The following is a 12,988-nucleotide window of genomic DNA, read 5'->3' on the forward strand; positions in this document are numbered from 1 at the left end:
CGATGTTGCGCAAACGCATGCAATCCTTCCGTAGGGTTTCGTGCATTCCATTTACTTAATCGTTGGCCGACGACATGACGCATTCACCAGTCCGATTTGGCGTTCTTGGGACGGGAAGAATTACACGACGGATCATCGCCGATCTGCAATCGACTCCTGGTGCGACGGTGTCCGCGATCGCATCGCGTAGTGAAGAGCGGGCTCGGTGGCACGCCGACAGTCACGGGATTCCGGTCGGCGTCGAGGGCTATCAAGAATTGTTGTCTCGCGATGACGTTGACGCTGTCTACATCGCCCTGCCGCCGTCGATGCATCACGAATGGACGTTGGCGGCGTGTGAGGCAGGGAAACATGTTTTATGTGAAAAGCCTGTCGCGTTGTCGGCCGATCAGGTGCGAGAAATGATCGACGCGGTGAATCGGGTCGATGTGCGTTTCCTCGACGCAACGGCGTGGTTGCATCACGAGCGAACCGACCAATTCCGGCAATGGCTAACCACGGTGGGCCCGGCTGAGGATTCTGTCAAAGCGGCTGCGAAAAAGGATGACTTGTTCAGCGATGAAGAAGACGACGTAGCGGCAATCCCGTTTCGGCTCGGGCCGCTACGGCACCTTAGCGCGTCAGTGTCGTTTCCCAATCCGTTTCTCGACGGCGATCATCGACTGCACGCCGATCTCGGCGGCGGTGCTTTGTTGGATCTGGGGTGGTATTCAGTCGGCTTGGTTCGCTTTGCCAGCGGCCGGTTGCCTGACGAGGTTTATGCCCACGCGGTGATGCGAGGCGAAATCATTGCCCGCGTTTCGGCGACGATGATTTATGCGGATCAATTGACCGCCACGGTCTCCTGTGGTTTTGATACCTCAACGCGGAAGTGGTTCGAGATCGCGGGCCAAGACGCGTCGATCGTTTGCGATGACTTCACGCGACCGTGGGCTGACAAACCGGCGCGAAGTTGGGTTCACGAGGCGTCGGGCAAGGTGCATTCGTTTGTGCCGCCGAGTGAAGTGGGCGTGGACGAAGCGACAGCTGACGCTTCTGCAAACGAGCCAAACAGCGGCCGGTGCCAACAGGAACGCGTCATGATCGGTACGCTCGTCGATTGGATTCGGCAAGGTAGCGAATGCGGAGAAGAGAAACCGTGGGAGTCGTTTTATCGTCAGGCTCTCGACACGCAAATCATGCTCGATGCGTTGCAAGCGTCGATCGATCGAGGCGAACCGGTTCGGCTGAACTCCCCGGAAGTTTGATTCCCGGGCAGATGGTAGTGAATCTTGTCAAAGATCCTCATGCAGCAAATCTTTATGCTGCAGGATTTTTAACAAGATTCACTACTGGGAGATTGAGCTGACATAAACGACAGGTGCGTCAGAGAACGGGACCAGCCGCAATTAAATTGTCCGGCAGCGGGTGGTTGTGACGCGGACGGGCGGTCGGGGAGTTGTTGATGGTTATCTCTGTGGGGTATTCTCCATCGTTTCGTATTGACGCGTAAAACGAATGAGAAACTGATGGCAGTCGAAATCAATGCGGTGTACCAAGGCGAGCTTCACTGCGACGCCACGCACGGCCCGAGTGGACAAACTCTATCAACGGATGCTCCGACCGATAACGGCGGGCGCGGAGAAGCGTTTTCGCCCACGGACTTGGTCGCGACCGCTCTGGGGACCTGTGTGCTGACGATCCTCGGATTGGTATCGGCGCGTCACGACCTCGATTTGAAAGGCACAACGGTCCACGTCACCAAGGAAATGATCCAATCTCCGGTGCGTCGGATTGGGCGTCTGACCACAGTCGTCACTTACCCTGCGTCGGTGGAATTGGACGATGAAATGCGATCACGCCTCGAGTCGGCGGCCCGCCATTGCCCGGTTCATCAGAGCCTGCATCCCGATATCGATGCCCCGATCGAGTTCCGGAACGCGGATCAGACCGCCTAAAGTAACGAAAATAGGGAGTTGATCGCGGGAATCTGACCGAAAGCCCCTCTCGTAGGCTGGCTAGTCTAGGTTTTGCCGATCATACTTTGCCATCCGACCTCCGGACTCGTCCTATTGTTTTTGAACTGATTGTGCTCCCGAGCACCTTCGTTCACTTTTCGATCGAAATGGCCCAACTGCCCACGCTTGCCCCATGAAATCATCCGACCTCGTGATCACCGGCGTTGGAATGGTTTCGTCGATCGGAGTAGGACGTCAATCGTTTACCGAGTCATTGCTCGGCGGCGTCAGTGGTGTGAAGCGGCTCGATGGCGAGACGTCTGAGGAAAATGAGCACGTCACGCGGCGGTACCTCACCGTCGACGGTGAAGCCATCTTGGACGAGGAAACCGCCGTCGTCGCTAGTCTGGTTGATTTCGATGGGAAGGACTTCGTGAAACCTCGCAAGGCCTTGAAGGTCATGTGCCGCGAAATTCAAACGGCATACGCGGCCTCGCAGTTGGCGGTCCAGGACGCAGGGTTGCAGCCATACCTTCCGGCAATCCCGGCAGACGAGTCGCAGGGACAAACGCCGCGGGTAGGCGGAAAAGCTGTCCGGCCTTGTTACACCGATGGTGGACGAATTCAGAGCGACCGAATCGGGACGGTCTTTGGTAGTGAGATGTTGTACGGAACGCCCGAAGAATTGTCGGACGCGTTTCATGATTGCTTAGGCGAAGACGAAAAGTTCTACCCGAGCCAGTTCGGCAATGCGGCGATGAAACGGATCACGCCGTTGTGGTTGTTGAAGTACCTACCGAACATGCCCGCATGTCATTTCAGCATCGTGCTCAATGCCCATGGGCCGAATAATTCGATCACGGTCGGGGACACATCCGGCCAAGCGGCGTTGATCGAAGCCTGCGGATATCTCAAACGCGGGATCGCTGATTTCATGGTGGTCAGCGCAAGTGGTTCGCGGCTCAACGCGACGCGGGCTCTGTTCACCGAAGATCAACCGCTCGCCAAAGTTGTCGAACCGGTATCGCTCAGCAGCCGACCGCACGCGATGGACGCGGACGGTTTGGTTCGAGGAGAAGGTGCCGGCGGTGTCATCATCGAACGAGCGGAGATGGCGGAGGCTCGCGGTGTCAAACCGATCGGCAAAGTGACCGGTTACGCGTCACGGTTCCTTCCTTCCCACGCGTTCGCCAACAACCAACAAAACGCAGACCTGCGTCCTGACGCCGGACGAGGCAACCCGGCGGCGATCGTTTCCGCGATGCGTGGGGCGATGGAGGAGGCCGGTGTTACCGCCGACCAGGTTGGGGCAATCGTAGGACACGCCTGCGGTGATCCCGTGCTCGATGCGTGTGAACGTCAGGCGATCAACGAGGTCGCTCCCGAGGCTCCGGTAATTTTGCCGTCATCGTTGCTGGGCCATACCGGTGCGGCGAGCGGAATGATGGGATTGCTTGCGGCTTGCGTTACTTTGCAATCAGGAAAAATCTCTCCGGTGCCTCATGCTGACGGCTGTGTCGATGCGAGCGGCAAGGTGCAACCGTTGAACGTCAGCAGTTCGGTTCGACCTCTCGAAAAACGAGTGGTGTTGGCGATCGCCCACACATCACCGGGCAACGCAACCGCTGTCGTGATCGAAGACTAGTCTTTTGACATAGGTTCGTTCTCGAGTAGATCCACTACGCTAGGTCTGGCGATGTCGGCGAGGTCCTTTTGGAAACGCTCACGTGGTGCGGCACGATCAAGAATGAGGGGGCCGACGCGTAGCGAGAGTCGCTAAAACATTCGGTGATTCACGATCTCTCCCGAAACTCTTGGCGAGTTTCGCTACCCTAAAACGTGGCTTGGACGCACTTCTAGCCTTGCAGGTTCAATCCGCCGGAAACGGGCGGGGCGGGTGCGGATCCTGGCGAGGTTCGTGCGAGAACATCGGCGGCACGAGTTTGAGACGCGGTTGCACCGTTTTCTTGCATGCAGACCATTCGCCATGTTTCGGCTTCGGTTTCGAGGACCAATCGAATCTCATCGATCATGGTCGCATCGCCGTTTTCTTCCGCCGCGATCAGGTGTTGGCAGAGGAACACATACATGTCAGCAACCGTGCGGCACACTTCGACTTTGTCATCGGTGACACCCGAGAGTAGTTCGCTCAACAGTTCGAACAGTTTCAACGAATGCTCGTTCGTGCCACGTTTGCCTGGTGATTCCCGCCATAGGCCCGCGAGATGTCGGGCCACCTCGACGCTGCGTTCAATCAGCATCAAACGCAATTTGGCCGGGGAAGCCGTTGCGATCATCGATTCCAGATACGTGTCGCTGCTGCGACGACCAAAACCGGCAGGCGAGGGACCGCTGAGCGAGTCGATCGGCGTTGGCGGTGCAATACGTCGTTCGTTGCCTTGGAAACTGTTCATGAGCGGATTGGCCGATGGATACATTCGTGCGGGACATCGTTTTTGAGGATTAAGACAATGCTTCGGATACTCCGTATTGAAAGTATCGTCCAGGACGCGGCACTATCTTTGAACCACGTTGGCTCGTCGTTAAACCCGATGAAAGTTTGACGTTGAAACTATGCACCTTGATGAAAGCCGAGGGCGGCAAAGTTTCATCAGCCCGCACAAATATTCACTTCACGCTCCTTGCGGCCTGAAAAGACCGCGCAACCGTTACCTCTTCACAGTTTCTGAAGAATCGTGTTGTTTTAAAAGATTCGCGAAAGGTTGTTCCGCGAACCGCATCACGGGTGAGGCTCAAACCACCGACGTCATCATTCCCGCGGCCGGAATGAGCGGCGCGAGCGGTGCAGCGACGGGCGTGAGCGGTTGTGCCGGAGCGGTCTTGGTTGTTTGGTTCGCACGCCGGCAGCCGAAGTAGCCGCGTTGTTGAATCAAATCGGCTACAACGACCGGAACGTGTTCTCTCCACGCCGGGTCGCCTTGCTCGATCTGTCGGAGCACTTCCCGTGAGAACGTCGAAAGGTGTTCGGGATCGTAGGCTTCGAGTTGCTCGATGCATCCCTTGTCGACGAGATATCGATAGAGCGTGCGTAGTTCGCTCGCAATCTCTAGGTTGTCGACTTTGGTCAGTTCGCCGGTTTCGCGGTTGAGCAGCGGGTAGATGTAGAGTTTCAGGTCATTCTTGAACAGTCGCCCGAAGGATTCCAAAATCCCGCCATCGAGTGTTGTGTAGTACTTGTCGTCGAACAATTCGATCAAGCTAGCTGCACCCATCGTGATGCCGATCTTCTTTTTGCTATGACGGGCGAGATATGCCGCCAATCGATAGTACTCGAAGTAATCCGAGATCAACACCGTCATGCCTGCAGCGGCGAGCACATCGACTCGTTCGAGGAAGTCACGGAGATCGATATCCCCGTTGGCTTTCAGGTTCCGCATCGTTATTTCAGCCAGCGTGACGACGTCGTTCGATTCGACATCGTCTTCGCCTTTGAACTTCGCCTTCGCCGCTTCGAGCATGTCGATGTTGACGTTCGTCAGCGGTCGGAAGCTGCCTCGTTCGACGAGAATTGGCTTCTTGTAAAGTACTTCGGACGGTTGCAGGACTTCGCCGTCGGCCGAGAACATGGCCGCCTTGCTGAGTCCGAGTTGCACGAGGCGAAGGCTCATCACGCGGTTGTCGACATGGCGAAACGCGATGCCCGAGAATTCGATCATGTCGATCTCGATGCGGCGTGTGCTGAGGTTGTCGAGCAGCGATTCGATCAATTGGTCGGGTTCGTGATTTAAAAAGAACGCACCATAGAGCAGGTTCACGCCGACGATGCCGAGGGCTTCCTGTTGAAGTGCGTTTTCGGTGTCGAGCATCCGGACGTGCAAGATGATTTGACTGTCCTGATCACGCGGGTGAGCTTGGAACCGGATCCCCATCCAACCATGGCATTCGTTGGTGCCGTGGAAGTTTCGTGCCGAGACGGTGTCGGCAAATGCGAAAAACGCCGTGGTGTCGCCGCGACTCTCTTTGAGCCGCTCGAGGTTCAGGGCGTGTTCGCGATCGAGCATGTCTTGCAGGCGTTGGCGGCAAACATAACGTTCGCATTGTCCGTAAATCGCGTCGCTGACAGACATGTCGTAAGCGGACATGCTCTTTGCGATCGTTCCCGCAGCGCCGCCGACACGGAAGAACCATCGTACGACCTCTTGGCCGGCACCGATCTCGGCGAAGGATCCGTATCGACGAGAGTCGAGGTTGACTGCGAGAGCTTTTCGTTCAGTGGTCGGACGTTCCAATGGCATTTTTCTTTCCCCGTGTGTATCGGCGAAATCGCCGCAAAATAACTACCCAACGCACAGGTATGGGTCGCGCCCCGGAATGGGGTGGGGAGAATTGTCAGGGATCGGCGAGAAAACTCTATCGCCAACCCTCACAACCGGCACGGTCCTTGTTTCCGATTTACGAGGACAGGACTCAACCAATCGCCAATTACCCGATCGGTGTTCGAGTGTTTTGTAATTTAACGAGCGGGATCTCTGTGGCTGGACTCGTCAGAGATCAGGTCAGCGAATTAGGGCAACCTCGGCTACGGCATTTTCTAGAACGCTCTCGTATTCCGACGCAGCATGGTATTGCGGTAGGTGGTAGTGGATCTTGTGAAAGATCCTCATGCAGCAGGATCTTTCCCAAGATCACTACCCGGAAATGAAGCTGAGGCAGCCTACGCCGCACGGCCGCTGCGTTTGAGTTGTTTTCGCATGCGTCGCCGTTCGGCTTTGTTCATGCTCGACCAATCGATGTCGTCTTCTGACATCGGTTCGGAATCGTCGGAGTCATCCGCGTCTTGATTGGCCGTTGGTTGCGACTTCACGGAGGCGGCATTTTGCGGCCGAGAGGATTGCCCGCTCGGGGTTGCCGATGAGGCGTCGTCGTTAGTCTCAGCACCTTCGTCCGCCGGTGCCTTCTTTTTGCGCCGCAATAACGACCCGAGTCCAAAGCTTTTCTTCTTCGGCGCATCGGTGGACTCCTCGTCCGAGTCCGTTTCGCTCGGTGGCGATGGTCTGGCCGACTTGTTCGTTGCTACGCGAGCATCGTCGATGGCGTTGGAATCTTGATCGTCGCTTTCATCGCTCGCATCTGTTTGGGCGGGCTTGGCTTTTCTGCGCAGACTCGGCAGCCAACTGCGTTTCTTCTTCGGTGACTTGGTATTGGTGTCCCCTTCATCGGAGTCTTCATCGATCGATCCGGCGGTGGCGGTCTCTTTGGTAACGCTCGACGCTTTTGCGGGCGTCCGTGCGATCGGTTCGGCTGCGTCGTCTTCGGCCGATGAGGCTGCATCGGAGTCGTTCGATGATTGCTTCTTGGCTTTAGGAGGTTTGGGTTTGGCGGGTCCTAAGAGTCCGAACCAACGGCGTTTCTCTTTCGGTGCCGCGTTGGTGTCGGACGCGTCGGATTGGTTTGCTTCGTTGTCGTCGTCGGTGTCAGCGTCATGAGTTTGAGGCGTTGACGCTTTGGCGACGTTAGTCTTCGCTTTCGGTGCGGCTGGCTTGCGTGCGGTGGATTTGGCGGTCGGCTTCTGAGGCGATTTGCCTGCGGCTTCTTCTTTGGCTTCGCTACGCTCTTGGGCTCTTCGCGCGAACGAGTCGTTGAGTCGCTGAATGATTCCTGCGGAAGGTTCGATACCACGGACTTCGAAGTACAGCGAACGGAGGTAGGTCACCGATGCAGCGAACCAGAACGTGACCGCGAGCAAATTGGACGACGTCACCAGCGTCCAACGCAGATTGGTGTTCGTGGTCAGGATGTTCCAATCGACCGAGATCGGGAGTGTTGACCAAAGCCAACCGACGACCAGCAGCGAAACGCTCACCCGGTAGCGACGCATTTCGGCGATCGAACGCATCGCCAAGATGGCCCCGCCGATGATCAAAAATAGTCCGATCCAATCCCGACCTGACAAAGCGATCCGTTTTCCCATCACCCATTCGATGGCTTCGCCGAGCATCGCGAGGATCGGGACGACATGTCCGATACTGGAGATCAACGCGAGGCTGACGATCCATTGCCAAACGCGGTAGTGTCCGCCGAAGTCATCGTTGCGAAAGCGTCGGAGTTGATAGATCATCCATCCGGATCCGGCCAACGCGAGATACATCACCCCGGTGAAGTACCGCCCCAGGCTGCCGTACTCGGTGATACGGAAGACGCGTACGAACGAAGGGCGATCAGCCAAGGTCGCAAACCTTGCCGTGGCGTCGTTGAGCAGAATCAGGGCGAGTGCGATGATCGACAGGACCGAAAATAGCTTCGCCACCGTGGTGCGTTGAACCGGCACAAGCGAGAACCATCGACCTCGCAAACACTTTCGCACGCGGGAACCGTATGCGAGCGCGGGCCGGCGTGCCTCGCGGAGTTGTTCCATGCGGGTGCGCGACGCCGCCGAAGGGGCTGAGGCGGAAACCGACGCGGACGTTAACATCACGCGGCGGCGGCGGTCGTCAATTCGACGAGATTGCAGCATGTTCAGCGTCCGTCGGGTTTGGTGACACGTCCGAAAAGATCTTTCAAGATCGCTTGTTCCAAAACGGTGTCACGGCCGAGCGGTATCCAGCCGAGAGTTTGAGGACTGTCGTCGAAACCGTCGTCCCGGCTGACTCGCGAGCCGTCATGACGAACGCCTGCGGTCGATTCGGTGGCGTACTGAGTGCGGTCGGTGTCCTCGAGGTCTTTCTGCACGATCACCTCGACGGAGTACCCGGTCATGTTGGGGCGAACGGTGACAATCGCTCGTCGACGGATCGATTGCAGCGTGCTTTGCAAACGTTCAAACCCGGTCGTGCTGTCTTTCCGCCATGGTTGAAAGATCGAACCGGCGACTTTGTAGCTGGTTTCGATTTTGCCTTCGAGCACGAGGCCGCGTCGATTCACCACTGGTTGTTGTCTAGCGATGCGGAAGTAGTCGTCGAGCGTATCGACCACCTGCAGCCAAAGGAAATCGTCCGGAACCTGCGGCAGTTCTAGCGGGTTCGGTACGTACTGCTGGGGAACGTCACTGGTTAAACGATAGGCGAGTTGACCGCAGCCACCGAGGGCAAGGGTTCCGCCGATGACGACGAGCAAGATCAACGCAGCGATCGATCGTCGAAGCGTTGGAAACGTTTCGATGTCGCGGACCGTGCGTTCCGACTGACTTTCACCCGAGCACGATCCGGCGTGTTGATCTTGCACGCTCAAACTCATTGGCGATTCGGGAATCGAGCGGCGACTTGCGGCAGAGGTTTCGCACCCGGAACGTCTTCGGGGAAGATCGACCAAACCGGGACGCGTTTTTGAACCGCTTCCAGCGCTTCTTTTTGGGCGACCTCGATTTTTTGGTCACGCAAAATCGTGCGAATGTCGTCCTGCACGTCAGCCAACGGCACGAGGCCTTCTGGTTCACGTTCGGTCACTCGGATGATGTGGTAGGCATCAACGTCCTCGATGATTTGGCTCATGGCCATGATCGGGATCGAGAAGACCTGTTTGTCGAGAATGGTCGAGGCGAGGGCGCCTTGGTTGGTCCAATCATGCACTCCTCCATCGCTGGCGAAAGGTTCTTCGCTTTTCGCGCGAGCGATCGCTTGCATGTTTCCACCAAAGAATGCTTCCCGCCCCATCGCCCAGATTGCATCGTAGGCGGCTTTTTTGCTCGGGTGGTTTGCAAATTTGACGGTGATCTGTTCCCAACGTGCACGCGACTTTCGGTAGAACTCGTCATGGTGCGTCGTGTAGTACTCGTGAATCTCGGCGAGAGAAACCGAGGGGTCGCGGTTGACTTTGCCACGGATGTAAAGGTGTCCGAGCATTGCGTCGATGAATTCTCGTTCGCGAGCGGCGAGCGACGTTCCTTTGTTGCGGAGCTTTTCGTCGAGTTCGGAGACCGTTGTCGCTTCGTACTGTTTTCTCAGTTCGGGGACTTCGGATTCGAAAAACATCTGCCGCGCTTTCGCTTGCATTTCCGCGTCGGCTTCGCGTCGTTTCTCAGCCGTTTGCGTTGCGACTTGATCGAGTAAAAACGATTCCCGCATCATCCGATTTTGGATCGTTTGCGCGAGCAGCCCACGCAACATCCGGACGCGAGCGAATTTGATTTGGTCTTCGGGGACCTCCTGCCCTGCTTTCTCCAGGACGTCTTTGATGCGAGCGTCGATTTTGGGGTTCAGTTCACCCAGCAAGATCGGGCTCTGGCCAACCATCGCGATCAGTGTCGCCGGATCGGTAGGTAGCTCGATTTGCAACGCCTCGTCCATCTGCGCCTGAGTCGGCATCTGCGCGATCGCGTTGGATGCGAAAGCGAGCGTCAACGCAAAGACCGCTAGCACGCTTTTGCCGTCGCGGCCGAGGGCGGATAGCGTTCGGGAATGCGAGGGAATCGTGCCGGCACGCCGACGAGAATTCTCGGAATTGAACCCGTTGGTGTCGGATTCATTGCGGCAACGACTGCGAATGCACAGTCGGCTGGCTTCGAGTTCGTGCGGGCCCACGGCGGCCGTTTGCGAGCTTCGATGGCAGGAAATGGGCAGCGGGGGCATGGCGGGCCCGGTGGAAGGTAGTTCGGTAGATCAGTCAGAAGTGATGGTTGCCTTCGCTTTTAGGTGATTTCGCACGTTGTCTGCAACAGAGATTCGGCGGGCAATTCGCCTCTCTCGTGAGCCAGGGATTGAGCCAGGGATTGAGCCAGGGATTGAGCCAGGGATTGAGCCAGGGATTGAGCCAGGGATTGAGCCAGGGATTGAGCCAGGGATTGAGCCAGGGATTGAGATTGCCGGGCCGCAGAAATTACGCGTATTAACAACGCCGTACATGCGGAGCAAACGGTACAAACGAAACATATTCTCAAATGTCGATTGCCCGCTGCGAAAACGCCGAAATCTAAGGGTGACCTCCCTCCCGCTCAGACGACACCCTCCCACGTCTGCTGGGCAAGCACATAACGATCGGACCGCATGACATGACCTATTCAGAACAACTGGAGCAAGACGAAGTCGCATTGCTAAAATCGCGAAGTCGCCGGAAAACACCCAAACGCAGCGAAGCGGCACAGTCGCCGTTGGAAACGTATCTTCGCGAGATCAACGAAACTCCCCTGTTGTCAGCCGAAGAAGAAATGGATCTGGCCGCCCGCATCGCCGAAGGTGACGTGATGGCCCGCGACCAAATGGTGCGTGCGAACCTCCGTTTGGTTGTGAACATCTCGCGTGGCTACACCGGCAAAGGTCTCGGCTTGCAAGATTTGATCGAAGAAGGCAACCTCGGCTTGCTGCGTGCGGTCGAAGGTTTCGATCCGGTTCACGGAACTCGTTTCAGCACCTACGCGAGTTACTGGATCAAACAGTCGATTAAACGAGCCCTTATCAACAGTGCCAAGACAATTCGTATTCCCGCCTACATGGTCGAACTGTTGAGCAAATGGCGTCGAGCGACGGCACGTTTGAGCGAAGAACTCGGACGCACCCCGACCAACGAAGAAGTCGCTCGTGTGCTCGGGCTGCCCAAAAAGAAACTGCCGATCATTCGCAAAGCGATCAAGATCAACAACTCGACCCCGCAAAGCGATCAAACCGAGTCAGGTTGGTCTTTGGGCGACATGGTGATGGACGAGCGTTTGAAGTCGCCCGATGAGGCGATGCTCGACCATGACATCCTCAAACACGCGATGGGACTTCTCGATGATCTCGACGAGCGGGACTCGATGGTGTTGAAATTGCGTTTCGGTCTCGGCGGCAGCGAACCGATGACGCTCAAAGAAATCGGTGCTGAACTCGGCCTGACCCGTGAACGCGTTCGTCAAATCGAGACGGAAGCTCTTCGCCGGTTGGCCGACGGTTTGACAGACCCTCGTGAGTTGGGATTGTAGTCGCCGGTTGTCACGCACGACGCGACCATTGCTGTGCACCACACGACCCGGATCCGAAGGAATCTGGGCGAGTTGCGGGCCGCTACAAAGGGACGTTAACGACGTATCGCATGATTCCAACGAAATGGATGATCGACGCCGAAATGACCACCAAATGCCAAACGGCGTGGAAGTATCGAACGCGACGATCATTGATCAGGAACAGCACACCAACGCTGTAGGCAACACCACCGGCAAGAACGTACAGGAAAAGATTAAACGGAACGCGCCCGTAGAGCGGTATTGCGGGCAGCCAACCGAGTAACAGGTACGAGACGGTGCTGATCGAGTGGATGCGGTGACTGAAAATCGCTTTCTTCGTAAAACCCCAAAACGCATAACTCCACATCAACGCTAGCAACCAGTCGCGATGTGCGGGATTGGCGTAGCGGCACATGATGGGTGTGTAGGTCCCGGCGATCATCAAATAGATCATCGCTTGGTCCCAGGCCCGGAAACGGTCGAGCAGGGGGCGTTGCAAAAACGTGTGCGATAACGTGGAGCAGGCAAACGTCCCCACGACGCTCGCGCCGTAGGCCGCGCAGGCAATCATGATCGCAGTCGTTACCTCGGCGGCCTGCCCTACCAACCAAAACGACAGCACGACCCAGGTCGCGGCGGCGAGCCCGTGTGTCAGCGCGTTGGCCCATTCCTGGTCCGGTTGAATCGGGGGGATGTCCTCGTTGGGGAGCAGTTTTTCGAATGAGTCAGATACTTTCGATGGCCCGATCGCCAAACTGGGATCGTCGACCGTCTCGTTACTCATCGCTTTTCCTTGCTAGGCGAAACATCACGGTACTTGGCGAAACGCCGCGGCGGGGTTGGGAACGCTGCGGACGGGTATCGCTGCGGTTTGGGAGCGCAGCGGTTGGGAGACGCAACGGTATGGGAGTGGGGCGTGGAAGTACCTAAAAAGCACGCTCCAATGCAAAACACGGTGCAAAAGTAGCATGAGGATCACTTTCCCGCGAGTGCCGTTGGTTTTGGCCCGGCGGATCTGGCTTTGCTGTCGTGATCCGGCACGTCTGTTTGTTCAGCGGTGTCGCGGTTTTGATCGCCGTTCAACTACGGCACGGGCGGGGATGGCGGTCTTTGATTGCGCGTTTGGGGTGTTCCCTCTGCCATGGTGTTCGTTGATGTTGAAAACGACTAGATGTTCAGA

At 56.9% G+C, this 12,988-nt stretch carries 10 protein-coding genes; 4 read left to right on the forward strand and 6 right to left on the reverse strand.

What is annotated here, in order from left to right; all coding sequences use genetic code 11:
* The first annotated feature begins 74 nt into the window (after window positions 1–74).
* The 3 genes from RSSM_RS18805 (at window position 75) to RSSM_RS18815 (ending at window position 3,582) form a co-directional block, all read left to right on the forward strand.
* Window positions 75–1,247, forward strand: a complete 1,173-nt coding sequence (locus tag RSSM_RS18805; protein WP_052336074.1) for a Gfo/Idh/MocA family protein — start codon at window positions 75–77, stop codon at window positions 1,245–1,247.
* A 261-nt stretch (window positions 1,248–1,508) separates the two neighbouring features.
* Window positions 1,509–1,937 (forward strand): OsmC family protein, encoded by a 429-nt coding sequence (locus RSSM_RS18810; RefSeq protein ID WP_008682254.1) that lies wholly within the window; start codon window positions 1,509–1,511, stop codon window positions 1,935–1,937.
* A gap of 193 nt (window positions 1,938–2,130) precedes the next feature.
* Entirely contained in the window at window positions 2,131–3,582 is a 1,452-nt protein-coding gene (locus RSSM_RS18815; RefSeq protein ID WP_008682256.1) for a beta-ketoacyl-[acyl-carrier-protein] synthase family protein, read from the forward strand.
* A 211-nt stretch (window positions 3,583–3,793) separates the two neighbouring features.
* Here the strand turns inward: RSSM_RS18815 and RSSM_RS18820 are convergent, their stop codons facing one another.
* The 5 genes from RSSM_RS18820 to RSSM_RS18840 all read right to left on the reverse strand — a co-directional run bounded on the left by RSSM_RS18820 (window position 3,794) and on the right by RSSM_RS18840 (window position 10,462).
* Window positions 3,794–4,375, reverse strand: a complete 582-nt coding sequence (locus RSSM_RS18820; RefSeq protein ID WP_008682258.1) for a flagellar protein FliS — start codon at window positions 4,373–4,375, stop codon at window positions 3,794–3,796.
* Between the two features lie 315 nt (window positions 4,376–4,690).
* Window positions 4,691–6,193 carry a hypothetical protein gene (locus tag RSSM_RS18825; protein ID WP_008682261.1) on the reverse strand — a complete coding sequence of 501 codons (1,503 nt, stop codon included), beginning with the start codon at window positions 6,191–6,193 and terminating at the stop codon, window positions 4,691–4,693.
* Between the two features lie 419 nt (window positions 6,194–6,612).
* Window positions 6,613–8,412, reverse strand: a complete 1,800-nt coding sequence (locus RSSM_RS18830; protein ID WP_008682263.1) for a membrane protein — start codon at window positions 8,410–8,412, stop codon at window positions 6,613–6,615.
* 2 nt (window positions 8,413–8,414) lie between these two features.
* A complete protein-coding gene (locus tag RSSM_RS18835) occupies window positions 8,415–9,131 on the reverse strand; it encodes a hypothetical protein (RefSeq protein WP_008682264.1) in 717 nt (238 codons plus the stop codon).
* Window positions 9,128–10,462 (reverse strand): peptidylprolyl isomerase, encoded by a 1,335-nt coding sequence (locus RSSM_RS18840; protein WP_236621235.1) that lies wholly within the window; start codon window positions 10,460–10,462, stop codon window positions 9,128–9,130. Before RSSM_RS18840 ends, RSSM_RS18835 begins: the two co-directional genes overlap by 4 nt.
* Before the next feature lie 419 nt (window positions 10,463–10,881).
* Between RSSM_RS18840 and RSSM_RS18845 the strand changes: the two genes are divergently transcribed.
* Complete coding sequence (locus RSSM_RS18845; RefSeq protein WP_008682269.1) at window positions 10,882–11,787, forward strand: sigma-70 family RNA polymerase sigma factor; 906 nt, start codon at window positions 10,882–10,884, stop codon at window positions 11,785–11,787.
* 82 nt (window positions 11,788–11,869) lie between these two features.
* On the opposite strand, the gene trhA is transcribed toward RSSM_RS18845, so the two are convergent.
* Window positions 11,870–12,592 carry a PAQR family membrane homeostasis protein TrhA gene (gene trhA, locus RSSM_RS18850; protein WP_008682271.1) on the reverse strand — a complete coding sequence of 241 codons (723 nt, stop codon included), beginning with the start codon at window positions 12,590–12,592 and terminating at the stop codon, window positions 11,870–11,872.
* Window positions 12,593–12,988 lie beyond the last annotated feature (396 nt).

Origin of the sequence: Aporhodopirellula sallentina SM41 (assembly GCF_000346505.1) — a bacterium.
Lineage (GTDB): Bacteria > Planctomycetota > Planctomycetia > Pirellulales > Pirellulaceae > Rhodopirellula > Rhodopirellula sallentina.

Bases quoted from the DNA above. Each gene is read 5' to 3' on its own strand.
- RSSM_RS18835 (WP_008682264.1), bottom strand. From the start codon at position 9,131: ATGAGTTTGAGCGTGCAAGATCAACACGCCGGATCGTGCTCGGGTGAA.
- RSSM_RS18805 (WP_052336074.1), top strand. From the start codon at position 75: ATGACGCATTCACCAGTCCGATTTGGCGTTCTTGGGACGGGAAGAATT.
- RSSM_RS18845 (WP_008682269.1), top strand. From the start codon at position 10,882: ATGACCTATTCAGAACAACTGGAGCAAGACGAAGTCGCATTGCTAAAA.
- RSSM_RS18840 (WP_236621235.1), bottom strand. From the start codon at position 10,462: ATGCCCCCGCTGCCCATTTCCTGCCATCGAAGCTCGCAAACGGCCGCC.
- RSSM_RS18820 (WP_008682258.1), bottom strand. From the start codon at position 4,375: ATGTATCCATCGGCCAATCCGCTCATGAACAGTTTCCAAGGCAACGAA.
- trhA (WP_008682271.1), bottom strand. From the start codon at position 12,592: ATGAGTAACGAGACGGTCGACGATCCCAGTTTGGCGATCGGGCCATCG.
- RSSM_RS18815 (WP_008682256.1), top strand. From the start codon at position 2,131: ATGAAATCATCCGACCTCGTGATCACCGGCGTTGGAATGGTTTCGTCG.
- RSSM_RS18830 (WP_008682263.1), bottom strand. From the start codon at position 8,412: ATGCTGCAATCTCGTCGAATTGACGACCGCCGCCGCCGCGTGATGTTA.
- RSSM_RS18825 (WP_008682261.1), bottom strand. From the start codon at position 6,193: ATGCCATTGGAACGTCCGACCACTGAACGAAAAGCTCTCGCAGTCAAC.
- RSSM_RS18810 (WP_008682254.1), top strand. From the start codon at position 1,509: ATGGCAGTCGAAATCAATGCGGTGTACCAAGGCGAGCTTCACTGCGAC.